Source organism: Bacillus cereus group sp. BfR-BA-01310, from assembly GCF_022664325.1.
GTDB classification, from domain to species: Bacteria; Bacillota; Bacilli; order Bacillales; family Bacillaceae_G; genus Bacillus_A; species Bacillus_A paramycoides.
Map to the genome: position 1 here is coordinate 95,251 of NZ_JAKUHD010000005.1, position 22,955 is coordinate 118,205.

Sequence of the window (22,955 nt, forward strand, 5' to 3'; positions counted from 1 at the left end):
GTTATCTGTGCATTTACTAGTATTGATTAAAATTACTTCCCTTGAGGATGAGGTAGTTTCCAGAGTTTTAAGAGTATAAAAAATATTCTTTTGTCTAGTAACTTTCCTGTGGTGAAATATTCTATATTAATATTTAAAAGGGGAAGGGCTTATGGGTTTAATAAAAATTTCCATATTAGGAAGTAGCAGCAGACCTTTAACACGATGTAGCACCTCTATACGTGTTCTACATATTTGTTACGTATTTGCAAATAAAAAAGAGCGCATAAAAACGCTCTTTGCTAGTCAATTATATTATCTGTTTGTTCAGTCTCATCAAATGGTTTATGCACGTATTGAAAACCGTATCCAGCTTCAACGAGAACCTCATCAACCTTTTCTAAAAATTCTTTACCCCATTCAGTAAAAAGATATTTCCCGAATATCTTAATAACAAAACCATACCCTTTTAATTCAGGATACCTTTCGTAAACCTCGCCACTTTCTATAAAGCCCAAATATAAATTGATTTTTTCTTGTAGTAATTCAATATGTTTTTCCTCATCTGTCCAGTCTAATTCATCAGCAATGACCAAATAGGCTATTTTTTCTTCTTTATTGTAGCCCATAAAATCAACTTTTTCTAATTCATATAAAGACATAAGTACACCTCTTATCAATTGTTTTCTTCTAATTTCAACTTTAGTTGGAGGTATTTCCGTACCGCCTACAAACGGTGGTTTCCCTTTACCTACAACTGTCGCGCCATATTCTTCAATTTCAGGAATCGCAATTTTTTGTTTTTTAGTAAGGGGAGCAGTTGGCGAACCTTTTGCTTCAACTATTCTTATATCTTCTAAATCTTTATTCGCTCCTAGAAAATCAAGTCTTGTCTTTGTCCCTGTTTTATTAGTCTTTAAAGTTATTTGTTCTACTACTGTATCTACCTCTTTTGAGAAGTCCTTATGTACTTCTTTTTCAAAGGCTTTCCCAGTTGCTTTATTTATTCCTATTTGCTTCGTTAAACATTTGATAGAAATGTTGGCTAGTTGCCCCTGTCCAGTTTGCAGCTATGTGTTCTGTTTGATTATATAAATCGTTATGTATCTGTTCTAAGGTGTACCGTACGCTCTTTACCGTCTTGGCTACTTGCTCTAGACGTTCAGGTGTTACTTTTATTTATACCATATCTACACATTAGGTGGTGTATGTTACACGAGCGCGCTATTGATATATAAACTGATAACCAGCGGAATATATCAGAGTGTATCGGAGTGTAGTAGTATTTATTAATGCGAAGTAATCAACGAATTATCGTTTGATGTTCGAGGGATAGTAGTACATAGCGGAATGTAGCTAAGTGTAGTTAGAGCAATTTAAAAGTATGAAACGAAAGTCTACGTGGTATTGATAGGAAAACTTTGGGAAAAAATAGAATAACTATTTATGAGAACTAAGAGGAGGAATTATAATGTTCGGATGGTTTAAGAAGTGGGTTAACTGGCACGACAACCTAGATCAGGCTGCTATTGAGTTCTATATAGGTGACGATAGAGTCGTCCTCATAGGTGCTGATGCAATGAACTTTGTAGCTAACTTTAATAAGAAATACAAAACTCTATATGTTGAAAATAAATTAACTGGAACGAATATACGATTTAGGTTGTCTCATGTAGGTAGCTATAAGAGAACAACTTATAAAGCAAGCACTGGAGAGGTAGGAAACTAATGGATATCATGGAGATAGTAATGAACAAGTGGTTTGCTGGAACAGTGGCCTTGTTAGTTGTAGCTATAGGGAGTTGGTTTTTCCTGTGGAGTGATGTACCTAAAAAGAAGTAGGCCATACTTTCTACAATATTTGACTTGCCAGAGAGTTTAAGCGGCTTATATGCGGAAAGAAGTGCCTCATAGTCAGCAACCACAAAATCTTCTTTACTATACGGTATAAACGCATCATGGAAGCGGAGTAAAATCGATTTTAATGTTCCGTTCTCTTCGAATGTTCCCCATAATTCTTGAAAATCTGTATCATAACCGAAAGCTTCAATATCTCCAATGATAAATAAGTTAAGAGCTGTTTCTTCTTTTAGAAAAGAAAATACTTGTTCATGATCTTTCTTTGTTAATTTTCGTATCATAACGAATCGAACTTTTTTATTTTTCTGAATATTATAACTTTTAGTTTTTGAAATCAATATAAAATTTTATGTTTAGTTCACAAACTTTCGGAAAAACTAGGAAAGATATGACAAAGGAGGTTATGAACGGTGGATCATCCAATTCAAGGTTTAATGAAAGCAGCAATGGAAAATTTAAAGGAAATGGTCGATGTTAATACGATTGTTGGAGAGCCTGTTCAAACGGCTGACGGTGGTGTAGTGTTAACGGTTTCTAAAGTAGCGTTCGGTTTTGGAGCAGGAGGTTCTGATTTCCAGACGAATGATGGACAAAGAGCGAACGGTAACCCTGCATTTGGGGGCGGTAGCGCGGGTGGTGTTTCAATTACACCGGTAGCATTTCTTGTGGTAAATAAAGATGGGGTAAATATTCTTCATTTACAAAATGCGACACATTTAGCAGAGAAAATGATTGAATTAGCTCCACAAACAATTGATAAAATTCAATCGATGTTCCAAAAAGATGAAAAGAAAGAGGGAAATCATCACCCTCAAAGCCCAGATGATATCCTTTAAAAACGCCTGCTTATGAGCAGGTGTTTTTTCTTGTAATCAGTATGTAATAAAACACATGAAATTGTAAATAGTTTTTGAAGTTTTTTCTATGTTTCTAAAATTTTTCATGTTAAAATATGCTATAGAATTGAAACATACAAAACGAAGGTGGCTAGGTGCTTTGTCTGGAGGATCTGACCAAGTAAAAAATATGATATATATTAATGGTAATCGTCGGGGTCATTGTTTTATTACATCTGGAATTACGTTTAAAGAGTTTGCAAGTAACATCCCTTCACCGCTTCACCAAGCATTGCTTTTAAAGCATAATTTTGAGTGGACAGATTTTCATTATCATACTTTATTTGAATATGTCGAGGAAGAAAATATACATAAACTCATTCAAGCAGAGATTGATGAATTTGATGAATTTTGTTGGGTAGATTTTGATGATGCAAGCGATTTAGATGAATTAGAGCCAAAAGAAATAGCAGAACTGCTTTATCTGGCTCACAAAAAAGAACCACTTGGAAGAACGTTCTTCCCGTTATTGAAAAATAGATTTGTTTATTTTTCACATGATGACGGTTGGTACAACAAAGTGTATTACCGTAGAATCGGTGATTTTGTAGGAATGCTAAGTAAAGTGATTCCATATAAACTCGGTTCGTTTGGAAAGAAACGTTTTACTTTCTTCCAAAAATCAAAGATTTTCCCAGCAATTTCTAAGGAAGTTATCCTTGGGCTTGTTCCGTTAATGGAAGATGGGTTATACATTGATTTAGCGGGGAAAATTGAGTCGAGAAGAGGCCTTGAAATTCCGGTATATGTAGTGGGCTCATTCGAAAGTACGGATGAGGTACTAGATAATATCGATGAATTGAAAGCAGAAGCAACAGAAACGGGTTGGCTCATTTTTGATAAGAAAGAACAAGAGTGGCAATGGGTTGTAGACTAAGAAAACTTGGCGCATGAAGTCAAGTTTTCTTGTCTTTTGAAAGGAGAACAAATGAAGAAATATTATACAATTGTGGGTATTGTAAGTATTATTCTCGTGGCGATATTACTTATAACTTGTCCGAAAGAATCAGATTTCAAATTGTATTTAGAGGATAAGTATACATTGAAATGTGACGAGAGTAGCTTTGAATGCACGCAAAATGTAGATGGAAAGAAAGAGAAATTACAGTTTGAAAGTATTAATGCACGAAACGGTGTATTCTTTATGACTGTAAAGCAAACGTATAAAACAGAAGCTGGTTTAACGAAAGAATACAGCGGAGTAGGTTTATTCGGTACATTTCTTTTTGTTTCAGAGAAGACTTTCTAGTAATAGAAGGTCTTTTTTTTATGCTTGTGTTCATATAGATGAAGTAAGACAGGCATAGGAGGGGTATTGATGAAGAAGGTATGTATCGTTTGCGGTGGTGAGGAGTTTTTTTCTTCAACATTATATGCACGTACGAAACAAGATTGGGCATACGCACCAAATATGTACCGATTTGAAAAGGTGTTTATTGAGCATAGGGATGAAGAAAATTATCCAGTTTTTCAAGAAATTACAGCGAAGCATTGTTGTGGATGCGGTCATATCATGTTGTATCATGAATGAACACACCAAGTAGTATAACTTGGTGTGTTTTTTTATAACGCTGATATAGCAAGCGGATAGAGTAAAGTAAATAAAACAGAAAAGCTTCCAAAACCAATTGCTGTATATCCAAGTGTTCTCGCTCCAAAGTTGACAGCTAATAAACCAACTAAAATAGCAAGGGAGCCAAGTGTAACCGGGTAAAAAGCAATTGAGAATAACGAAAGAAATAATGCGACATAGCCTATCATTGCTCCGGTATTTGTACCTTCTATTTCATTTGCAATTTCTTTACGCTCATGTCTAATCGGAATACCAGCTGGAGATATTTCAGCTGCATACTCTTCTTTTTTTTCACCACTTTTAAAATGTTTTTCACCACTTTTAAAATGATGATTTCTCTTTCTTCGCATGTACATCCCTCTCTTTCAATTGGGTGTATCTATAGTATCTTTCATAAAGAACAGAACATGAGTATGAGTTAAACCCAAGTAAAGCAAAAATTGGAGATAATAGCTTCCGGTGTTATCCTGTTCACATTCGTATGAAGATAAAACAGGAATTTTGGAAAATGATGTAGAATGAAATGAATGATAATACGTGAAGGTAGGGGAATGTATGACGAAGTTTAATTGGCATGAATCGGCAGAGAAAAAATGGGATAACAATGCAGAGTTTTGGAATCAAAATAGTCAAGAAATGTGGGATAGCGGGAGTAGGAGTACAATCATTCCATTTTTTGAGCAGTACGTGGAAAAAGAAGTACAAGTGTTAGATGTTGGCTGTGGTGATGGGTATGGTACATATAAACTAAGTCTTTCTGGGTATAAAGCAGTTGGGGTGGATTTATCAGAAGTTATGATTCAAAAGGGAAAGGAACGCGGAGAGAGCCCGAATTTATCCTTTATTAAAGGAGATCTTTCTTCATTACCTTTTGAAAATGAGCAATTTGAATCAATTATGGCAATTAATTCTTTAGAATGGACCGAGGAACCATTACAAGCATTAAATGAAATAAAGCGTGTTTTAAAGAAAGATGGATACGCATGTATTGCAATTTTAGGACCGACAGCAAAGCCGAGAGAGAACAGTTACCCTCGATTATATGGAAAAGATGTTGTTTGTAATACGATGATGCCTTGGGAATTCGAACGGTTAGCAAAAGAACAAGGATTTGAAGTTGTAGATGGTACCGGCGTATATAAGCGTGGAGTAAATGAGAAAATGCTAGGCCAACTACCTATAGAGTTACAACAAGCTTTAACATTCTTATGGGTATTTATGTTAAAAAACATATAACAAAATCGAAGGATTTTAGGAGGGAAATAAGTGCAGAAAATACAAAAAACTGATACAATATCATCAGAACCAATTAAAGGGGGACTAGGGTATATGACAACTACTACAACAGTTAAATCTGATATTGAAATCGCACAAGAAGCAAGTATGAAGAAAATTCAAGAAATTGCAGCTGAGTTGAATATTTTAGAAGAAGAATTAGAGCCATACGGACATTATAAAGGCAAGTTATCTCTTGAAATTTTTAAGCGCTTACAAGATGAGAAAGACGGTAAAGTTGTTTTAGTAACAGCGATTAACCCAACTCCAGCAGGAGAAGGTAAATCAACAGTAACAGTTGGTTTAGGTCAAGCTTTTAATAAAATTGGTAAGAAAACAGTAATTGCGCTTCGCGAACCATCTCTTGGACCAACAATGGGATTAAAGGGCGGAGCAGCAGGTGGTGGTTTTTCACAAGTAGTACCAATGGAAGATATTAACCTTCACTTTACTGGAGATATTCATGCGATTACAACTGCCAATAACGCATTAGCGGCGTTTATTGATAATCACATCCAACAAGGAAACGTACTTGGAATTGATACACGTAAGATTGTTTGGAAACGCTGTGTAGACTTAAATGACCGTGCCCTTCGTAACGTAGTAATCGGCCTTGGTGGACCGGTTCAAGGTGTACCACGTGAAGACGGTTTTGATATTACAGTAGCATCTGAAATCATGGCTGTATTCTGCCTTGCAACAGATATTCAAGATTTAAAAGCACGTCTATCTCGCATCGTGGTCGCTTATAATTTTGCAAATCAACCTGTAACAGTTAAAGATTTAGGCGTAGAAGGTGCGTTAACACTTCTATTAAAAGACGCATTAAAACCGAACTTAGTACAAACATTAGAAAATACACCAGCTATCATTCATGGCGGACCATTTGCGAATATTGCTCACGGTTGTAACAGTGTTATCGCTACGACAATGGCAGCAAAATTGGGTGATTATGTTATTACAGAAGCTGGATTTGGTGCTGATTTAGGTGCTGAGAAGTTTTTAGACATTAAAGCACGTGCAGCTGGTATTAAGCCAGAAGCGGTAGTTATTGTTGCGACTATTCGTGCGCTTAAAATGCATGGTGGTGTGGCGAAAGATCAATTAAAAGAAGAAAATGTAGATGCGTTAGCAAAAGGAATGGAAAACTTACAGAAACATGTTGAAACAATTCAAAGCTTCGGTGTTCCATTCGTAATTGCAATTAACAAGTTCATTACAGATACAGATGCAGAAGTTGCATACTTACAAGAGTGGTGCAATGAGCGTGGCTATGCAGTATCCTTAACAGAAGTTTGGGAGAAGGGTGGCCAAGGCGGAGTTGACCTTGCTGAGAAAGTGTTAAAAGAGATTGAAAAAGGTGAGAATAACTACGCACCACTTTATGAATTAGAATTACCACTAGAAGAAAAAATTCGTACAATTGCTCAAAAAGTGTACGGCGCAAAAGATATTGAATTTGCTCCGAAAGCGCGCAAGCAATTAGCTCAATTTGAAGGAGAAGGTTGGAGTAACCTACCGATATGTATGGCGAAAACACAATACTCTCTTTCTGATGATGCAACAAAATTAGGTCGCCCATCTGATTTTATCGTTACAATTCGTGAATTGAAACCATCTATCGGTGCAGGGTTCATCGTTGCGTTAACAGGAACAATGTTAACAATGCCAGGACTTCCTAAACAGCCAGCTGCGCTTCAAATGGATGTAAACGAAGATGGAAAAGCAGTAGGTTTATTCTAAAAGGTTGTAATTCATCTCGTTTATCTGTAAACTATATATACATCAAGTGGCGCCTTTCCATAGAAAGGCGCCTGTTTTTTGGAGGAAATTATGTTTGATCCAACTGCTTTTGAAAATTTAAAGGTAATCGTGGAAGGAGCTGTCTATGATTTCGATTTACACGGTGATATTCTCGTAACAGATCGAAAAGATGTGATGGACCTTGCTTCACTAAGTCGTATGTATAGTATTTCATTTCAACTAACTGAAACATGTAAAACGATGGTAGAATCGACATTTTCACTATCTGTTGATGCAAAGAACTTATCGGGTGAAATATTAGAAGTACCTCAGTTTATACCAGGTTGTGAAATGAAGCTGGAATTCTCGTTCGAAATGGAGCACCCTGAGATAGGATGCAAAGAAATTGAAAAATTATTACATTCTATATGGGGAAAAGAGCGAATGATTACGCAGAAAATTTCATACGAATATAATAAGCAAGCGATTTCATATCATAATAAGGTAGAGGTTCTATTTCAAAAAGCGATTACAGAAGACCATGTTGATGATTTAATAGCTGTTATTTCACACATGATAGAAACGGTGCGAACAATACAACATTTTCTTCAAAAATAGAGATAAAGGAGAAAAACGAATGATAAAAGATATGCAACCATTTTTACAACAAGCTTGGGAGAAGGCTGGTTTTAAAGAGTTTACTGAAATTCAAAAACAAGCGATTCCAACTATTTTAGAAGGACAAGACGTTATAGCTGAATCTCCAACTGGAACAGGAAAAACATTAGCGTACTTATTACCCCTTTTACATAAAATTAATCCTGAAGTTAAACAACCCCAAGTTGTAATTTTAGCGCCAACTCGTGAACTTGTTATGCAAATTCATGAAGAAGTTCAAAAGTTTACAGCGGGAACTGATATTTCAGGTGCATCTTTAATTGGTGGTGCAGACATTAAGCGCCAAGTGGAAAAATTAAAGAAACATCCGAGAGTTATTGTCGGTTCACCAGGACGTATTTTAGAATTAATTCGTATGAAAAAGCTAAAAATGCATGAAGTGAAAACGATTGTATTTGATGAGTTTGATCAAATTGTAAAACAAAAGATGATGGGCGCTGTACAGGATGTAATTAAATCAACGATGCGCGATCGTCAATTAGTATTCTTCTCGGCGACAATGACAAAAGCAGCAGAAGACGCGGCACGTGATTTAGCAGTTGAACCACAATTAGTACGTGTAACACGTTCAGAGTCAAAAAGCGTAGTTGAGCATACGTATATCATTTGTGAGCGACGCGAAAAAAATGATTACGTAAGAAGAATTATGCATATGGGCGATGTAAAAGCAGTTGCTTTCTTAAATGACCCATTCCGTTTAGATGAAATTACTCAGAAATTGAAATTCCGTAAAATGAAAGCAGCAGCTCTTCATGCAGAGGCAAGTAAGCAAGAGCGTGAAGCAACGATGCGTGCGTTCCGCGGCGGGAAATTAGAAATTTTACTTGCTACTGATATTGCAGCACGTGGAATAGATATCGATGATTTAACACATGTAATTCATTTAGAGTTACCAGACACAGTAGACCAATATATTCACCGCTCAGGACGTACTGGACGTATGGGGAAAGAAGGAACGGTTGTTTCTCTTGTAACAGCACAAGAAGAGCGTAAATTACTACAATTTGCGAAAAAATTAGGTATCGTGTTTACGAAACAAGAAATGTTCAAAGGGGCATTTGTAGAATCTAAACCACCAGCACCAAAGAAAAAGAAGCCAGCTTTTACTGGTAAGAAAAAGCCTAGATAAATGATTGGAAAGACGTAACTATGTATAGTTACGTCTTTTTTGTTGTGGAAAAATCGATGAAATTTTATTAACGATTCTACAGGAAATATTGATAAAGGTGTAGCATTTCTAGTTTAGTTTGTACAAGGAAGTAACATAAAAAGAGTCGAATATTAACATGATACGAAATAATAAAAAGAAGGTACATTTATGAACAGGAAATTAGGAATGTTTTTAAATACAAAACATATTGAAGTAAATGAAGGAATAAAAAAGGCGAGAGAATGGGGGTTAAGCTATATTCAACTATATGCTATGAATACGAATTTTAACTTAGCTAATATTTCAAAGGTAGAATGGGCCAATTTAAAGAAAAGCTTATTTTTTAATGGAATTAAAGTTCCGTCATTAGCAATTAGTTTTGGAGAAAGTGGAATTGTAGGGGCGGAAGTTGAAAGTGTAATAGAGCCATTGAAACGTGTTGCTGATAAGGGATTAGAATTAGGAGCAAATATAATAACGGCTCACATTGGGAAAATTCCAGATGATGAAAAGAGCGAGCGATATGATAAGATGCAAAGGACTTGTTATGAGATAGGGAATTTATCATTAAGATTAGGGGGAGTCTTTGCTATTGAGACGGGATCTGAAAAAGCAATAGTGTTAAAAAGATTTTTAGAAAATATAAGCTCAAATGGACTAGCTGTTAACTTTGACCCAGCAAATATAATAAGTGAAGTAAATGAAAATCCGATAGAGAGTTTATTTCTGTTAAAAGAGTATATAGTACAAACGCACATTAAAGATTGTAAGGAAGTAAAAAGAAATGGTTTAAGTGAGTATATAGAAGTCGCGGCAGGAAATGGTGAAGTGGATTTTGATACATTCTTCAAGGCATTAAATAAAATCGGATTCGACGGGTATAACATAATTGAAAGAAATAATTATATTGACCAGCTTGATGGAATGAGTAAGTCGATAAATTTTGTGAAGAAGTACATATGAATGAAAAAGGATTAATAATAGTAACTGTAGAAAGCTACATAGAATATAAAAACCATTAGGGGGGTAACAAATGATTCATAAAGTTGGACAAATTATGTTATATGTAAATAATCAAGATGAGGCAGTAAATTTTTGGACTGAAAAAGTAGGGTTTCATGTAATTGCAGAGGAAGATAACAAGCAAGGAATGAGATGGATTGAAATTGCTCCAACTAACGATGCAGAAACGAGCATTATACTACATAATAAAGAAGTTATTTCTAAAATGAGTCCGGAATTGAATCTTGGTACACCGTCTTTAATGTTCTTCTCAGAAAACCTTGATCAACTATATAAAGATCTAACAAATAAAAATGTTACAGTTGGAGAAATGGTAACCATGCCTTCTGGTAAAGTGTTTAACTTTGCAGATAGTGAAGGGAATTACTTTGCAGTAATGGAAAAGAAAAAATAATGGCATTGCTATGTCAAAATCCCCCTCATATATAATGAGGGGGATTAAATATTTGAAGTGAATTTTTCATTAGAGAGTTGTTTGATAAAAAATGCCCCTTTTTCAATAGCTGTCTCAATATAACCAACGATTTGATCAAATGTAAACACTTGTAAGTTTTCGTGCAAGTGTTGCTCAGGATATAGCATATCCTCAAAAATATATTGCCGAAAAGCTAAAACGTTCTCTTCTGACACTTCCTCGATATTCACAATGTGAGCCTCTTGATTAAGAAGGGAGAAGAGCTGTTGTTCTTTATCATAATGATGCAACAACTTTGCGTTCAATAATTTAAAATCGTTATAGTACATAGGTGCGATGGCTTCGTCGTTCTCAATTCTGTTTTTGAGCCAAGGTAGAAAAAATCCATTTAGCCAATTATCATCGGCAATGAGATGGGTATAATAGCCTAAAAGAAAAGGGGAGTCCATATGCTTTTCGTATTTATGAATAAATGATTCGTAATCTATTCTTCTCGTATAGTTCTTCGTTGTACCAGAGTAAAAATGTGAAGTTCCTTTTTCGTCTTTTGAATGAACAGCATCAGGAGCTACACCTCCAAGTAAGAAAGAAGTTTTATCTTGAATAGATAGTTTCTCGGCAATACCGTTAGCGATAATAACATGCATAATTCGTGATCCCATGAATGACACCTCGATTTCATGTATTCATTTTAGGGAGCTGTCTGAACGTTTAGTATTACTTTCCCTGTACTTTGTCTACTTTCGACCCATTCATGTGCTTTCCCTGCATCTTGAATAGGAAAAGATTTCGTAGCATTAATTTGTAAACTTCCATCACGTAAATAACGGAAAACTTGATTTGCAGTTTCTTTGAGAGATTCGGGACGTTTTTTCCGTGTAGTGCCAAAGCTAAAACCGAGTATAGAACGGCAACTTGCATGTAAATCTTTCGTTCGAAAATTACCAACTTCTCCACTAGCATTACCGAAGTGGACAAGACGACCATAATAAGCAAGGCAATCTAAACTTCTCTCTGACACAGTACCAGAAATAGAATCTAAAATAACATTAACACCTTCTCCGTTTGTAAGATCATTAACTTTCTCTACGAAATCCTCATTTTGATTGCATATAACATAATCAGCGCCAGCGTCTAAAGCAATTTTTCTTTTCGCTTCACTTCCGACAGTACCGATAACCTTTCCAGCTCCTAATAGTTTTGCAAGTTGAATTGCTGTAGTACCAATTCCACCAGCAGCTGCATGGATTAGAACTGCTTCATCTTTTTGCAGTCTGGCCACATTTGCGAGTAAATTATAGCTTGTAAAAGATACGATCGGACAAGCAGCAGCAGTTTGGAAATCGACTTCATCAGGTAAAACGAAAGTGAGATTTTCGTTTGCGACAACGTATTCAGCGTAAGAGCCATTTTGAGGAAAAGCAATGACACGCTGTCCAGGATAAATATTTTTCACATGAGAACCGACTCGTTCTACAACACCAGCTGCATCTATCCCTGGAATAAAGGGGAATGCTTTGTTTCCTTTTTTGCCATAGCGTGATTTAATATCGGCGAAATTAACACTAGTAGCAACAATGCGAATTAATACTTGATTTTCTGAAATAGTCGGAATGCCCACATCTGTATATTTCATCACTTCAGGACCACCGAACGAAGTTACAACGATAGCTTTCATCATATATCCCCCTAAATTTTGCTATATAAATCATTTTAAATCTTCATTAGGAATTGGGAAATTATATAATTGTTATGCACGGTTATAAGTGAAACTTATGAAGGCATTGCATTATTATATTAATTTATCCCGCATTAACGTGTAGTAAGACTCCCGCCTAAAAGCCAGATTGGTGTGGGCTAATAATCAGTGGGGGATGGACAATCCCCCACTGATTAAAGTTTCACCTTATATAAAAACCTTTGAAAAAAATCGAACGAAATATCATTTACTTGCCAATATATAGTATAAGACAAAGGAGGGGTGTTACATGAAGGATGAAATAGATTATGCAGATTTAATTCAATTAACTCTATCAGGCAATAAAGAAGCGTATGGCGAATTGTATGATAAAACGATTCAAGAAGTATATAAGACAGCACATTTTTTAATAGAAGACAAGACGGATGTAGATGACGTCGTTCAAGAAATATACATACAGCTATATGAATCGCTTCGTAAATATGATAGCGAGAAGCCATTTCGTCCTTGGCTAATTGGACTTGCGATTAAACAAATTCATTCTTATAGAAGAAAGAGGTGGATGCGGCTACGGATTGTAAAAAAAGCAGAAGAGCAAAGAAAACCAGTACAAATTGATTTTTCTAACGATATTGTAAGTAAAATATCAAATCAAAAACTAATCGAGCTCATACATAAATTACCGTATAAATTGAAACAAGTTATTATTTTAAGATATTTACACGATTACTCACAAGAAGAAGTAGCACATATATTACATATTCCAATCGGTACCGTGAAATCTAGAATTCATGCGGCTTTAAAGAAACTACGCCAGAAAGAGCAAGTAGAAGATATCTTTTTAGGAGAGGTAGGGAATGTGAAATGAGTTTAGATTGTAGAGTTAGAGAATCTATACAAGAAGAAGCGAAGGGAATTGTAGCCCCGCCGGAGTTAAAAGAAAAAGTAATCGTTCAAATTAAAATGAAGCGCGGGGGGAGTAAAAGGAAGAAACGCCTTATAGCAGGAGTGCTTGCAGCAGCATTTTTAATTCCGACAACGGGTTTTGCTTATCAATCTATTATGGCAGATGGTATATACGGATCTTTTGAGAATTTAAAGAAGCATGCTGGAGCTATGACATTAGAAGGATATATGCGCTTTAGTGCAAAATTATCACAAGCGAAAGATGATATGGGTACAAAGGAATATGAAGAGTTTACAAAAGAACTAAAGAAATTAACAAATGCAAAGCTTGAGTATGGAGATTCAAACGGTAATATTGATTATGATCAGTTATCACCGAAGAAAAGGGAAGAAATGAAAAAGATAAGTATGGGACTTCAACCATACTTTGATAAATTAAACGGTCATAAATCTAGTGAAGAAGTATTAACACCAGAAGAGTTTGATCGCTATGTGGAAGCTTTAATGACATATGAAATAGTACAAGTAAAAACAAAATCAACGGGTGGAATGAAAGTAGAAGAAGTACCTGAGGCATACAAAGAAAGATTTATTAAAGCGGAGCAGTTTATGGAGTATGTAAATGAAAAGGTGAGATAACAAAAAAAGGAGAGCCTTTATTATCAGGTTCTCCTTTTTTGTTTACTTGAACTTTCTCACCGCATGTATAGCAACTCTCACAAGGAGTATTGCACTAATAAATAAACCACCATAATCAACTACACTTAAAATTGATTATTTGGTTCTTTTGCATTATTAGCAAAATGTAATACTCCTACTGAAATTCCTCCAAATATTATTCGATAGCTGTATTATTATTCTTTCCTACAGAAACAAAAAACAAGTCAGGAGAGAACTACCCTTGACTTGCATAATAAAGTGAAAGTGGGATATCACTTAGTCGTATTCCTTACTAATTGTCTTGTCCCTTTGTATAAAGCAATCTAAGAGTGAGTAACCAGCTATTAAACTAATAATGGTAACGAAAGTTGTATTCACAAGAATAATATTAACTAAATACGGTAGGTATTCGCCAAGTGGTGAAAAGAGTAGGGCTGGGGAAAAGGAAATTAATATTGTAGGTACTGTAATAGCAATAAATTTATCCGGCTGAAAGCTCCAGTTTTGTTTACTCGTTTCGCGATTAATGGATTGAAGGAATCGTAATAGAATGCCGACCAAAAGAGGGAAGAGTGTAAAGTAGAATAATCTTGGGTAAACGTTAAAATTCACTTGCGCGTCTGTATCTAAATAAAATTGAATTTTTACTCCAACAAATAATAATAAAATGATAAATAATGTAAAGCAGAGGTATAATATCACTTTTTGCATTCCATTCCACCATCCTTTATTAAAAAATATATTCAAGGAAAGAAGATATATACGATAACTGCGTTGTATATATCTTCTTTTTCCATTAGTTAATAGTGGAACTTGCTTTCTTTTGCTTCGTTAAATAATCAATAATTCCCATCGCACTAATTTCTAAATCTAGATGTAAAATGTTATAAACAGTATGATTTGATGGGACGCCTAGCTTTGTAAGGTGAGAGGAGACTTTCTCCATTAATAAAGATTTTAATGTCTTAGTAGCTTCATCGAAATCTTTATTTTTTTTAAAGACATCCTTACCAGTCTCGACGAAAATAGGCAACCAATGTTCCAGTTGGTTATATACTTCTGTAACATGAGATGATGCCCCGTAATGACCGAAATAAATAGTATCTACATTCATACTTTGAATATGATTTTTAGAAGCAATCATCGCATCTGGCTGGAATTGCGAAGGGGAAGTTGATGGTAGATATAACTCTACACCAAGATCAGCTAGCTCTCGATAGTAAATTCCAATCGTGTCACCAGTGAAAATACCGTTTGTTTTTGAATCGTGAATACTAATATGGTGCTTCGCATGTCCTGGTGTATCATAAAATGTAAGGATGCGGTCTTCTGAAATCTTTAATGTATCACTATTTTGTACAATATGAACACGTTCTTCTTCAATTGGAAGAATTGGATCAAAGAGCTTATCGAAATCTTCTTTGTATACTGCTTTTGCACCTAGAATAAGTTTTGTTGGATCAATCATATGACGAGCTCCGCGTGGATGCACAAATAGAGTAGCATTTGGGCATTTCTCCATCATTAAACCTGCTGCACCTGCGTGATCTAAATGAACATGTGTAACGATAATGTTTTTTACATCGTGTAAATCAATATGTAATTGTTGTAAGCCGTCTAAAATATAGGGAAAAGAAGGGGCTGCACAAGTTTCAATTAAAGTAATATCGTCACCTAATAAAACGTACGTACCTGTTCGTTCATTATGTTGTAAGTCGTAATCATCAATAAGATATAGATGGGAAGATAATTGCTCTACTTTTTTCATACTTACCACTCCTTATATACTTGTAGATTTTTACCGCTATTTGTGGAAGTCTTACTGCCCGTAAAATCCCCACTGATTAAAGTTTCACTTTATATTATACGCTAAAAAAAGAAAAAGGCAGAAAACGAAAATTCGTCTTCTGCCTTTATGTAATGTCGTTATTTCGTTTGTTGTTTATTAATAGACATAACGAACAGTCCAACAATACCGCCAACTAATGGAAGTGTAATCTCTCCTGCTAAATTAAAGTAGGAACTTAGGAATAAGCCATTTACATCGATTACCCAACCAGTAACATACAATAACATCATATATAGTACGAAATAAAACTCGCGATTTGAAATCATTTCACGCTGTGCAGTTTTCATAATCAACACCATCCTTTTCTTTTATAATGGAATTGAAAATGTCACAATTTATAATGTAAACTGTCACATTTTGTTCACAATTCAATTGTAAAACTTTCCATCATAAAAGTCTAGTAGTTTGTGTCGAATTTTTGAACAAAAATAAAGCGCTATCATTTCGGGCATATAAGTATGTAAAAAGGGCTGCATGTTCACTTATGTAGTATAGTATAAACATAGAATGATAGAGAAGAGAGGGATAGGAACAATGACAGTTCATGATTTTTCAGCTAAAACAATAACAGGTGAAGAAAAATCGTTAAAAGATTACGAAGGAAAAGCACTTCTTATTGTAAATGTAGCTAGTAAATGTGGATTTACACCACAGTATAAAGGATTACAAGAAGTATATGATAAATATAAAGAGCAAGGACTAGAAATACTAGGTTTCCCTTGTAATCAATTCGGGGGACAAGAACCTGGTACAGAAGCCGATATTACAAGTTTTTGTGAATTAAACTACGGTGTAAACTTCCCAATGTTTGCAAAGATTGATGTGAAAGGTGATGCGGCACACCCACTATATACATACATGACAGAACAAGCGCCAGGTTTACTAGGTATGAAGGCAGTAAAGTGGAATTTTACGAAGTTTCTAATTGGAAGAGACGGGAAAGTAGTAGGGCGTTTTGCACCGCAGACGAAGCCGGTGGATTTAGAGGTTGAGATTGAAAAGGTACTTGGCTAATAATTAGGAGTCACTACTTTGGTCACTTCCGCTAAGTAGCTCGTTTAACTTTTCCGCTACCGATTTTTGCATACTTGGTAGTACGTGACTATACGTATTTAGTGTTGTACCGATATCCGTATGTGGTAGTTCAAGAGATGGCGGAGACGATTAGGAGTTAGCTATCTTTTATTATGTTTATTAAAAAACACCTCAAAGAACAAAGTAGTTCTTTGAGGTGTTTTCTTTAAACTCACATTATCAAGATTAAATCACTGAATGGAATTCATTTGATTTAGGCAGAGAAGCTGCTTTTTTCATAAGCACTTCCCATAAGTGTACGGATTTCTTCCATTCTGCTGCGGCCTGTCCCTTTTGATACATAGCGTTCTCATAACTGAAAGTAAGTTGTTGCATATCAGTCGAGTTGTAAAGTGTATCGATGCGGAGAGCGTATTCTCGGAATGTTTGACTTTCCCCTCGTGGTATACCGATTCTCGCAAATTGTTTTAAAAGTGCATCGTAAGCTTTTCTATAAACAACATCATCTTTTCGGTATTTATAGAAAAGAATGATAAAAAATGTAATCCATTTCATTCTAGTGGTGAAGAGAATGTATCCTATGATACTAATCGGTATCGTAGAGAGGAATACGTACCACCAAGAAAATCCATTTTTAGAATTTGTAATCTTTTTAGTAGGAGCTTCTTCTGTATTTTCTATTAAATTTTTGAGCTTTGCTTCATTGTTTCGTTGGTGTATTTGCTCGTTGTTAGAATTATTTTCTTCGCTATTTTGTGAAGTAGAAGCAGGAGTATTATTTATAAAATTATAGGGATTGGTAAATCCTTTTGTTGGTTCGAATGGAATCCATCCGTATCCTGGAAAATATACTTCGACCCAAGAGTGTGCGTTATTGTTCGCGATTTTATAAACATTCTCACCTTCTGTACCAACAAGTGTATTCTCAAGAGTTCCTTCTGTATAGCCTTTTACCCAGCGAGCAGGAATTCCGGCAGAACGAAGTAACACGATCATAGACGTCGAAAAATTATTACAGTAGCCGCTTTTTGTATCGAAAAGGAATTGATCTACATAATCTTGGTTATTGGCAGGGAACAAGACATTCATTGTTTCGTATACAAAAGAATTGTCTGTGAAGTAATTTTCAATAGCTAATACTTTATCATATCGGTTGTCTTTATCATTTGTAAGATTAACAGCTAAGTCTCTTACTCGCTGCGGTAATGATTCGGGAAGTTGTGTGTACTTTGTCATGAAATAAGGACTTGTTTCATGACCTTCATTCGTTTTTACAGCTTTCAAGTTTTCTATGGAAAACTCCGGGATCTCATATCTTACTTTATACGAATTTAAAGTAGTAAAAGAGTCTCCGTGCATCGTATAGATTTTTTCTGAAAATGGGTCAACGCTGTATGATACATCAGAAGAAGCCTCAACTGATACTAATCCTGCTGGATAGGTAAGGTGAGGATCACTTTTTTGCATAGTGATTGTTGCTTCGGTTGTCTCCGTTTTTGTATTTTGTTCGTACCATCTCAAGACGTCGTTTTTATTTTTAAAAGAAACCTTTTTTTGATTTTCAGAAACCTCCCAGCCTTTTCCTGTATAAAAATCTTTTGTTTCTACTCTCCAATATTGTTTGTTTTGGGCTTGTGCTGTGAAAACAATTGTATTATCCGGTTTAAAAGGACCGCCTAATTGTGAGTCATCTAAACCATACCCAATTTTAGAAACTTCTTGTTTTTTACTTGCTTCGGATGTGTTGAATTTTAAAAAATCCATTGGGTTTGGCCACTGAGGACCAAATTTTGGAGCAAAGTATGCGATGGTTGCTGACAATACAATAAATATTGTAAGAGGTCTAAGTAATTTTGAGATTTCTCTAGCATAATTTTGTAAGTGTTCAATCTCTTTTATTCGTTCTATTTGAAGAAGACTAAGCATAAAAAAGCCGATGACAACAGTACGAATAATAGTGTAGTTTGCATTGTATAAATGTAAGTTATGAAAAGTTGTGATATAAATAATAGTCAATAAAAGAAATAACAACCCACGTTTTTTATGAATCATCCAAAAAGAGACGAAAGAGCTCAAAAACCAAAATGATAGAAAAAATAAAAATGTTGGAAAAACTGGAGAAATATCCAGCAAATTCCCCTGGAAAAACAGGGAGGAATTTCGAGAAATATCAGAAAAAAATGTTGTTAGCCAAAATGGATTTATAAAAGCATTTTTATAATACAGGGAATGAATGATGAATAAGATCGTGACGATTTTTATTGGAATCTGCCACCTTGTTTGAAAAAAAGAGAGAGTGAAGCAAATTCCTATAAATATTACAAAAATATCTAATCTACCTACGTTTGTAATACCTATAAGGGGTCTTAGCCATTCTAGTAAAAGAAGAAGTGCACATACATGCATGAAGAATCTGCTCATATCCCATTGGTATTTTGTTTGTAATGTTATCATTTGCTCACCTCAAAAAACACGTTTGTATACCGGTTTTCATAAACCGCGTTTACAAATATTTTTCGTTTTTGTAGAGTTTCTAGTATACTTAGTTCTCGATGTGAGAGTTGATTCGCTTTTTCTTTCACGACAAACACCATTAATTTTCTATTTTTTATAGCAGCACAGTCAGCCGCCTTTTGAATATCGGGAGAAAGATCGCTTGTCACGAGTATAATCGTTACGGGCTGATAAATTTTTCTTAATTCCATTTCTACACTTCGAGAGAGCGGGAATACACTGTCCGCTTGTAATTTCGCTAAATGACAAAAGATTTGTTGCAACTGAGTATCTCCATTGTCTAAAGGGAAAATAGTTCGTTCTTTTCCGACAGACACGAATGACGCTGGTGAATTTTGCTTCAAGACAGCCCTCACAATAGAGGCAGTAAACGTTACGACTGATTCGAATAGAGGGGAGTGGGTTCTGTCCATGAATATCATGATATTATGGCTGCGCTGTTGTTCAAATTCTTTCGTCATAATATTGTTTGTTCGTGCAGTTGCTTTCCAATCAATCCATGAAAAGCGGTCACCAGGTTTATAGTCTCTGACACCGACAGAGACTGTAGAGTCTTTTGCTGAATTTATATTTGCTGAAAGCGCTCCTTGTTCGAAATGATTTTCCAATTGTCGATACGTTATATCTACATACTGGGGATAGACTAAAAATGTATCTGGAACTGAAAAAGTTACTTCTTTCTCTATCATACCGAATAGATCGCCAGTTTTGACACGTACGCTTGAAAAAGTGTGCTCTCCTCTAGGGATTGCGTCAATAACATATTGAAACGAAATATTTCGTTTTAATCCAGGAAAGAGTATTACCTTATTCATCTTTGTTTGTCTACAACTTGTAAATTGTGGTGGCAGTTCATCTTCTATAACTAAATAAAGTAAGGGAAAAGGAAATTTTCTTTTTATTGTAATAGTGCTTAAAAATTGTTCTCCTGCTACATATTCGTTTTGGTTTGTTATTCGTTTTACTTCAGCGTCCCGTAAAGCGTAGAAGGGGAGTATTAGTGAATAAAGGCCAATAGGAATCGTACTGTAAAACAAAAACCAACTTACAAATCCTCCTTGAAGCATAGCGTATACAAATGTTAAGACTAGGCATAAAGGGATTAGCAATAACTTGGTAACGTGATATAGTGCTCGTAGTAGTCGTTTCATCAAAGGTTCATCGTCCTTTGAGTCGGCACGGTAGTTCGTGCAACGATTTTGGCGATAACTTGTTCTCCTGTTATACCTTCAAATCTTGCTTCCATTTTTAGAATGAGTCTGTGAGCTAACACGTAAGGAGCTAAAAATTTAACATCGTCTGGAATAACATAATTTCTGCCATGGATGAATGCATAAGCCTGTGAAGCTTTCATTAAAGCAATTGAGCCGCGTGGACTTGCACCTAGCTGTATAGAACTATAAGAACGAGTCTGATTAACAAGCTTTACAATGTAATGCTTGATTGCTTTGTCCATGCTTACTTCCCGTACGCTTTGTTGTAAATAAAGTAATTCTTCTATTGTAGTAATAGCTTGTAAATGGGAGAGTGGATTTGTTTTTTCCATCCGGTTTAAAATTTCAAATTCTTCTTCTGGTGTAGGATATCCCATTTTTAGCTTCAACAAGAAACGATCGAGCTGAGCTTCTGGTAAAGGATATGTTCCCTCATATTCGACCGGATTTTGTGTAGCCATTACAAAGAAAGGTTTTGGTAACGGTCTTGTAATGCCATCTATTGTGATATTGCCTTCTTCCATACTTTCAAGTAAGGCAGATTGTGTCTTTGGAGATGTACGATTAATTTCATCAGCAAGTACAAAATTCCCCATAATTGGTCCAGGCTTGAACTCAAATTGGAGCTCTTTTGGATTGTAAATAGAAACACCTGTTACATCTGATGGCAGTAAATCAGGTGTGAATTGAATTCGCTTGTAATCGGCATCAATTGATTTAGAAAGAGCACGTACTAGCATTGTTTTCCCGACACCGGGAACATCTTCTAATAGTACATGACCTTCAGCTAAGAGAGCTGTCAAGGCTAAGATCGTTTCTTTTCGTTTTCCGACCATTAATTTTTCAATATTGTTGATTATTTTTTCTACAATGGGATGTAATGAATCAAGCTGGGGCATCGTAATCCTCCTAATTTTATTATCGTTTTCTAATTCATTTAGTGGAAAATAGAATTTAGGTTAAAGAAAAGTAGTTCTTTCATTTTATTGCAGTATGATAGTAATCTAAGAGGTAATTCGTAATGGTATTATATAAGTTCATATTGAGAACTCATATTAGTAGGAAGAAACTTATAAGTTAAAAAATAGCGGTCATATACTTTATAATGTCTATGTCCTTAAAGGGAATCCTGCTTGTAATTTTATGAATATTCAGATTATATACAGATTACATTTAGTATAATTGTTTCCGTAACTAAGAGCAATACAGTAAATAATGATTTGTAGTTTTATATAAAATATGTCTTGATATAAAATAGTATTATCGTTAAAAATAAGGGAGGGGAAGGAAAGAGTGACCTCGGTGACCAAAATAAATAGCGTAGGAATTCCTACGCGTAAAGGTTGGAAACATATATCATACGTCTTGTGATTAAAAATTATATGAAATAATAAATAAAGCCGACTTCATGTAGAGGCTAGCCACTTAAAGTATTACAATTCTTTATATTTTTCTTTTTTGAATTTTTTTCGTTTATCTAACCAAATACGAATTAATTCTACCAATTCCATTGTTTCAATCTCACAAAATTCTCCTTTACCATCTTCGGCTAAATTGTCTAACACAGTAGTTGTGTCGATTCGAATTTCTAAACCACAAATGTTGCCATTTACTACTCCGTAATTTTTTTCTCCGTTTAAAACACTATGTATTTCTTCTAAAATCCAATCTCCAAAAGCAGAAACTTCAACTCCTAAAAAAGTTTCAAAAAGTTTAATTTCTTGAGGAAGTCTCATAACTAAATCTCTATTGTTAAGTACTTCAAAACTATATGGGTATTTAATTACTATTCAACTCCTTTATACTAGCATCACTCTTGTCATATTTAAATTATTGTAAAAGTAGATTATTATGAAACTCATCTATCCAATAGTTCTCTGATTCAGGTATGAATTCAGTGAAACTTTCATATTTACCTATCCAATCTTTTGGTACATATTCTTCATATGATGCTGGTTCCGGAAACATCGAATATAGTATTTTATTATCAAAGTTAATTAATAAGACTGGACTCAAATCTAATAGATCGTCTCCTGCATTTTTACTTTTAATATTTTTAAGTAGTAAATAATTTAATTCCTCTTTAGTTGTTTTATATTTATTAATCCTTGGTAAAAATACTTCTATATTTTTATTATCTAATACTTCTATTCCATTTCTTTCTTCAGTTTCGTCATTATCTTGAATGCGTACACCTAAATTTTTATATGCATTATCTAATTTATTATAATCTAAAAACCATAGTTCTTTGTCTGTTACATACCATTTGAATTCATTATTATATATAACTGCTACTATTATATTTTCAGCATAAAGTGGCTCTAATACCATAATATCCTCCTTTTATTATTACTTTATACTTCTGCCATTCTTGGCGTATTCTTCTATCCATTCAATCTAATATGTTGGCAATTCATAAGAATTTCCTGACGTTGTTGAGTCAATTGTTTTCGGACAATTCCTCCTTGAGGTATTGCATTTTAATT

Annotated in this window: 26 protein-coding genes and 2 pseudogenes; 14 read left to right on the forward strand and 14 right to left on the reverse strand. The window is 34.8% G+C overall.

Annotation, left to right across the window (positions count from 1 at the left end):
• Positions 1-281: 281 nt before the first annotated feature.
• Together MR109_RS13010 and MR109_RS13015 are read right to left on the reverse strand one after the other, a co-directional pair.
• Positions 282-641: a DUF6572 domain-containing protein gene (locus tag MR109_RS13010; protein WP_071720266.1), complete on the reverse strand. Its 360-nt coding sequence runs from the start codon at positions 639-641 to the stop codon at positions 282-284.
• 352 nt (positions 642-993) lie between these two features.
• Positions 994-1,158 (reverse strand): annotated as a pseudogene (locus tag MR109_RS13015) (WXG100 family type VII secretion target); the annotation flags it as partial.
• A gap of 292 nt (positions 1,159-1,450) precedes the next feature.
• On the opposite strand from MR109_RS13015, the gene MR109_RS13020 reads away from it, so the two are divergent.
• A complete protein-coding gene (locus MR109_RS13020) occupies positions 1,451-1,708 on the forward strand; it encodes a hypothetical protein (protein ID WP_025149882.1) in 258 nt (85 codons plus the stop codon).
• Between the two features lie 121 nt (positions 1,709-1,829).
• Here MR109_RS13020 and MR109_RS13025 read toward each other — a convergent pair.
• A pseudogene (locus MR109_RS13025) lies at positions 1,830-2,120 on the reverse strand (GCN5 family acetyltransferase); the annotation flags it as partial.
• 129 nt (positions 2,121-2,249) lie between these two features.
• On the opposite strand from MR109_RS13025, the gene ytfJ reads away from it, so the two are divergent.
• The 4 genes from ytfJ to MR109_RS13045 all read left to right on the forward strand — a co-directional run bounded on the left by ytfJ (position 2,250) and on the right by MR109_RS13045 (position 4,266).
• Positions 2,250-2,675 carry a GerW family sporulation protein gene (ytfJ, locus tag MR109_RS13030; RefSeq protein ID WP_002171594.1) on the forward strand — a complete coding sequence of 142 codons (426 nt, stop codon included), beginning with the start codon at positions 2,250-2,252 and terminating at the stop codon, positions 2,673-2,675.
• 160 nt (positions 2,676-2,835) lie between these two features.
• Positions 2,836-3,612, forward strand: coding sequence for a hypothetical protein (locus MR109_RS13035; RefSeq protein ID WP_002171595.1), 777 nt, complete (start codon positions 2,836-2,838; stop codon positions 3,610-3,612).
• A gap of 51 nt (positions 3,613-3,663) precedes the next feature.
• Entirely contained in the window at positions 3,664-3,984 is a 321-nt protein-coding gene (locus MR109_RS13040; RefSeq protein WP_002171596.1) for a hypothetical protein, read from the forward strand.
• Positions 3,985-4,053: 69 nt separating this feature from the next.
• Positions 4,054-4,266, forward strand: a complete 213-nt coding sequence (locus tag MR109_RS13045; RefSeq protein ID WP_242272297.1) for a hypothetical protein — start codon at positions 4,054-4,056, stop codon at positions 4,264-4,266.
• A 32-nt stretch (positions 4,267-4,298) separates the two neighbouring features.
• On the opposite strand, the gene MR109_RS13050 is transcribed toward MR109_RS13045, so the two are convergent.
• Positions 4,299-4,658 (reverse strand): permease, encoded by a 360-nt coding sequence (locus MR109_RS13050; RefSeq protein ID WP_242272298.1) that lies wholly within the window; start codon positions 4,656-4,658, stop codon positions 4,299-4,301.
• Between the two features lie 205 nt (positions 4,659-4,863).
• On the opposite strand from MR109_RS13050, the gene MR109_RS13055 reads away from it, so the two are divergent.
• The 6 genes from MR109_RS13055 to MR109_RS13080 all read left to right on the forward strand — a co-directional run bounded on the left by MR109_RS13055 (position 4,864) and on the right by MR109_RS13080 (position 10,571).
• On the forward strand, positions 4,864-5,544 hold the full coding sequence (locus MR109_RS13055; RefSeq protein WP_048372552.1) for a class I SAM-dependent methyltransferase: 681 nt from the start codon (positions 4,864-4,866) through the stop codon (positions 5,542-5,544).
• A gap of 93 nt (positions 5,545-5,637) precedes the next feature.
• The gene (locus MR109_RS13060) at positions 5,638-7,326 is read left to right on the forward strand and encodes a formate--tetrahydrofolate ligase (RefSeq protein ID WP_025149877.1); all 1,689 of its coding nucleotides are present in this window, start codon (positions 5,638-5,640) and stop codon (positions 7,324-7,326) included.
• A gap of 90 nt (positions 7,327-7,416) precedes the next feature.
• Positions 7,417-7,944 (forward strand): hypothetical protein, encoded by a 528-nt coding sequence (locus MR109_RS13065; RefSeq protein WP_242272299.1) that lies wholly within the window; start codon positions 7,417-7,419, stop codon positions 7,942-7,944.
• A 19-nt stretch (positions 7,945-7,963) separates the two neighbouring features.
• Entirely contained in the window at positions 7,964-9,133 is a 1,170-nt protein-coding gene (locus tag MR109_RS13070) for a DEAD/DEAH box helicase (RefSeq protein WP_048372546.1), read from the forward strand.
• A 189-nt stretch (positions 9,134-9,322) separates the two neighbouring features.
• Positions 9,323-10,117: a sugar phosphate isomerase/epimerase family protein gene (locus MR109_RS13075; RefSeq protein ID WP_242272300.1), complete on the forward strand. Its 795-nt coding sequence runs from the start codon at positions 9,323-9,325 to the stop codon at positions 10,115-10,117.
• A 70-nt stretch (positions 10,118-10,187) separates the two neighbouring features.
• Positions 10,188-10,571, forward strand: coding sequence for a VOC family protein (locus MR109_RS13080; RefSeq protein ID WP_025149873.1), 384 nt, complete (start codon positions 10,188-10,190; stop codon positions 10,569-10,571).
• Between the two features lie 44 nt (positions 10,572-10,615).
• Here MR109_RS13080 and MR109_RS13085 read toward each other — a convergent pair whose 3' ends face one another.
• Positions 10,616-11,254, reverse strand: coding sequence for a zinc dependent phospholipase C family protein (locus tag MR109_RS13085; protein ID WP_242272301.1), 639 nt, complete (start codon positions 11,252-11,254; stop codon positions 10,616-10,618).
• 29 nt (positions 11,255-11,283) lie between these two features.
• Positions 11,284-12,270, reverse strand: a complete 987-nt coding sequence (locus MR109_RS13090) for a quinone oxidoreductase family protein (protein WP_242272302.1) — start codon at positions 12,268-12,270, stop codon at positions 11,284-11,286.
• A gap of 310 nt (positions 12,271-12,580) precedes the next feature.
• Between MR109_RS13090 and MR109_RS13095 the strand changes: the two genes are divergently transcribed.
• Both MR109_RS13095 and MR109_RS13100 read left to right on the forward strand, forming a co-directional pair.
• Positions 12,581-13,159: a sigma-70 family RNA polymerase sigma factor gene (locus MR109_RS13095; protein WP_025149870.1), complete on the forward strand. Its 579-nt coding sequence runs from the start codon at positions 12,581-12,583 to the stop codon at positions 13,157-13,159.
• On the forward strand, positions 13,156-13,836 hold the full coding sequence (locus tag MR109_RS13100) for a DUF3600 domain-containing protein (RefSeq protein WP_098307291.1): 681 nt from the start codon (positions 13,156-13,158) through the stop codon (positions 13,834-13,836). Before MR109_RS13095 ends, MR109_RS13100 begins: the two co-directional genes overlap by 4 nt.
• 297 nt (positions 13,837-14,133) lie before the next feature.
• On the opposite strand, the gene MR109_RS13105 is transcribed toward MR109_RS13100, so the two are convergent.
• The 3 genes from MR109_RS13105 to MR109_RS13115 all read right to left on the reverse strand — a co-directional run bounded on the left by MR109_RS13105 (position 14,134) and on the right by MR109_RS13115 (position 15,993).
• A complete protein-coding gene (locus MR109_RS13105) occupies positions 14,134-14,568 on the reverse strand; it encodes a hypothetical protein (protein WP_242272303.1) in 435 nt (144 codons plus the stop codon).
• Positions 14,569-14,653: 85 nt separating this feature from the next.
• Positions 14,654-15,625 (reverse strand): MBL fold metallo-hydrolase, encoded by a 972-nt coding sequence (locus MR109_RS13110; protein ID WP_242272304.1) that lies wholly within the window; start codon positions 15,623-15,625, stop codon positions 14,654-14,656.
• A gap of 158 nt (positions 15,626-15,783) precedes the next feature.
• The gene (locus MR109_RS13115) at positions 15,784-15,993 is read right to left on the reverse strand and encodes a DUF3925 family protein (protein ID WP_048372529.1); all 210 of its coding nucleotides are present in this window, start codon (positions 15,991-15,993) and stop codon (positions 15,784-15,786) included.
• Between the two features lie 247 nt (positions 15,994-16,240).
• Here MR109_RS13115 and bsaA point away from each other — a divergent pair, with 247 nt between their 5' ends.
• Entirely contained in the window at positions 16,241-16,720 is a 480-nt protein-coding gene (gene bsaA, locus MR109_RS13120; protein ID WP_242272305.1) for a glutathione peroxidase, read from the forward strand.
• A gap of 246 nt (positions 16,721-16,966) precedes the next feature.
• Here the strand turns inward: bsaA and MR109_RS13125 are convergent, their stop codons facing one another.
• The 5 genes from MR109_RS13125 to MR109_RS13145 all read right to left on the reverse strand — a co-directional run bounded on the left by MR109_RS13125 (position 16,967) and on the right by MR109_RS13145 (position 22,800).
• On the reverse strand, positions 16,967-19,195 hold the full coding sequence (locus MR109_RS13125) for a transglutaminase TgpA family protein (RefSeq protein WP_242272306.1): 2,229 nt from the start codon (positions 19,193-19,195) through the stop codon (positions 16,967-16,969).
• Positions 19,192-20,406 (reverse strand): DUF58 domain-containing protein, encoded by a 1,215-nt coding sequence (locus MR109_RS13130; RefSeq protein ID WP_242272512.1) that lies wholly within the window; start codon positions 20,404-20,406, stop codon positions 19,192-19,194. The genes MR109_RS13125 and MR109_RS13130 overlap by 4 nt, the downstream gene beginning before the upstream one ends.
• Positions 20,406-21,368 carry an AAA family ATPase gene (locus MR109_RS13135; protein ID WP_025151142.1) on the reverse strand — a complete coding sequence of 321 codons (963 nt, stop codon included), beginning with the start codon at positions 21,366-21,368 and terminating at the stop codon, positions 20,406-20,408. The genes MR109_RS13130 and MR109_RS13135 overlap by 1 nt, the downstream gene beginning before the upstream one ends.
• A gap of 534 nt (positions 21,369-21,902) precedes the next feature.
• Positions 21,903-22,253: a hypothetical protein gene (locus tag MR109_RS13140; RefSeq protein ID WP_242272513.1), complete on the reverse strand. Its 351-nt coding sequence runs from the start codon at positions 22,251-22,253 to the stop codon at positions 21,903-21,905.
• 46 nt (positions 22,254-22,299) lie between these two features.
• Positions 22,300-22,800, reverse strand: coding sequence for a hypothetical protein (locus MR109_RS13145; protein WP_242272308.1), 501 nt, complete (start codon positions 22,798-22,800; stop codon positions 22,300-22,302).
• Between the last annotated feature and the right edge of the window lie 155 nt (positions 22,801-22,955).

What these genes read in the sequence shown, in the direction of transcription:
- MR109_RS13010 (WP_071720266.1), bottom strand. Translation starts at nt 641, where the DNA reads ATGTCTTTATATGAATTAGAAAAAGTTGATTTTATGGGCTACAATAAA.
- MR109_RS13020 (WP_025149882.1), top strand. Translation starts at nt 1,451, where the DNA reads ATGTTCGGATGGTTTAAGAAGTGGGTTAACTGGCACGACAACCTAGAT.
- MR109_RS13040 (WP_002171596.1), top strand. Translation starts at nt 3,664, where the DNA reads ATGAAGAAATATTATACAATTGTGGGTATTGTAAGTATTATTCTCGTG.
- MR109_RS13045 (WP_242272297.1), top strand. Translation starts at nt 4,054, where the DNA reads ATGAAGAAGGTATGTATCGTTTGCGGTGGTGAGGAGTTTTTTTCTTCA.
- MR109_RS13050 (WP_242272298.1), bottom strand. Translation starts at nt 4,658, where the DNA reads ATGCGAAGAAAGAGAAATCATCATTTTAAAAGTGGTGAAAAACATTTT.
- MR109_RS13055 (WP_048372552.1), top strand. Translation starts at nt 4,864, where the DNA reads ATGACGAAGTTTAATTGGCATGAATCGGCAGAGAAAAAATGGGATAAC.
- MR109_RS13060 (WP_025149877.1), top strand. Translation starts at nt 5,638, where the DNA reads ATGACAACTACTACAACAGTTAAATCTGATATTGAAATCGCACAAGAA.
- MR109_RS13065 (WP_242272299.1), top strand. Translation starts at nt 7,417, where the DNA reads ATGTTTGATCCAACTGCTTTTGAAAATTTAAAGGTAATCGTGGAAGGA.
- MR109_RS13070 (WP_048372546.1), top strand. Translation starts at nt 7,964, where the DNA reads ATGATAAAAGATATGCAACCATTTTTACAACAAGCTTGGGAGAAGGCT.
- MR109_RS13075 (WP_242272300.1), top strand. Translation starts at nt 9,323, where the DNA reads ATGAACAGGAAATTAGGAATGTTTTTAAATACAAAACATATTGAAGTA.
- MR109_RS13080 (WP_025149873.1), top strand. Translation starts at nt 10,188, where the DNA reads ATGATTCATAAAGTTGGACAAATTATGTTATATGTAAATAATCAAGAT.
- MR109_RS13085 (WP_242272301.1), bottom strand. Translation starts at nt 11,254, where the DNA reads ATGGGATCACGAATTATGCATGTTATTATCGCTAACGGTATTGCCGAG.
- MR109_RS13090 (WP_242272302.1), bottom strand. Translation starts at nt 12,270, where the DNA reads ATGAAAGCTATCGTTGTAACTTCGTTCGGTGGTCCTGAAGTGATGAAA.
- MR109_RS13095 (WP_025149870.1), top strand. Translation starts at nt 12,581, where the DNA reads ATGAAGGATGAAATAGATTATGCAGATTTAATTCAATTAACTCTATCA.
- MR109_RS13100 (WP_098307291.1), top strand. Translation starts at nt 13,156, where the DNA reads ATGAGTTTAGATTGTAGAGTTAGAGAATCTATACAAGAAGAAGCGAAG.
- MR109_RS13105 (WP_242272303.1), bottom strand. Translation starts at nt 14,568, where the DNA reads ATGCAAAAAGTGATATTATACCTCTGCTTTACATTATTTATCATTTTA.
- MR109_RS13110 (WP_242272304.1), bottom strand. Translation starts at nt 15,625, where the DNA reads ATGAAAAAAGTAGAGCAATTATCTTCCCATCTATATCTTATTGATGAT.
- MR109_RS13115 (WP_048372529.1), bottom strand. Translation starts at nt 15,993, where the DNA reads ATGAAAACTGCACAGCGTGAAATGATTTCAAATCGCGAGTTTTATTTC.
- bsaA (WP_242272305.1), top strand. Translation starts at nt 16,241, where the DNA reads ATGACAGTTCATGATTTTTCAGCTAAAACAATAACAGGTGAAGAAAAA.
- MR109_RS13125 (WP_242272306.1), bottom strand. Translation starts at nt 19,195, where the DNA reads ATGATAACATTACAAACAAAATACCAATGGGATATGAGCAGATTCTTC.
- MR109_RS13130 (WP_242272512.1), bottom strand. Translation starts at nt 20,406, where the DNA reads ATGAAACGACTACTACGAGCACTATATCACGTTACCAAGTTATTGCTA.
- MR109_RS13135 (WP_025151142.1), bottom strand. Translation starts at nt 21,368, where the DNA reads ATGCCCCAGCTTGATTCATTACATCCCATTGTAGAAAAAATAATCAAC.
- MR109_RS13145 (WP_242272308.1), bottom strand. Translation starts at nt 22,800, where the DNA reads ATGGTATTAGAGCCACTTTATGCTGAAAATATAATAGTAGCAGTTATA.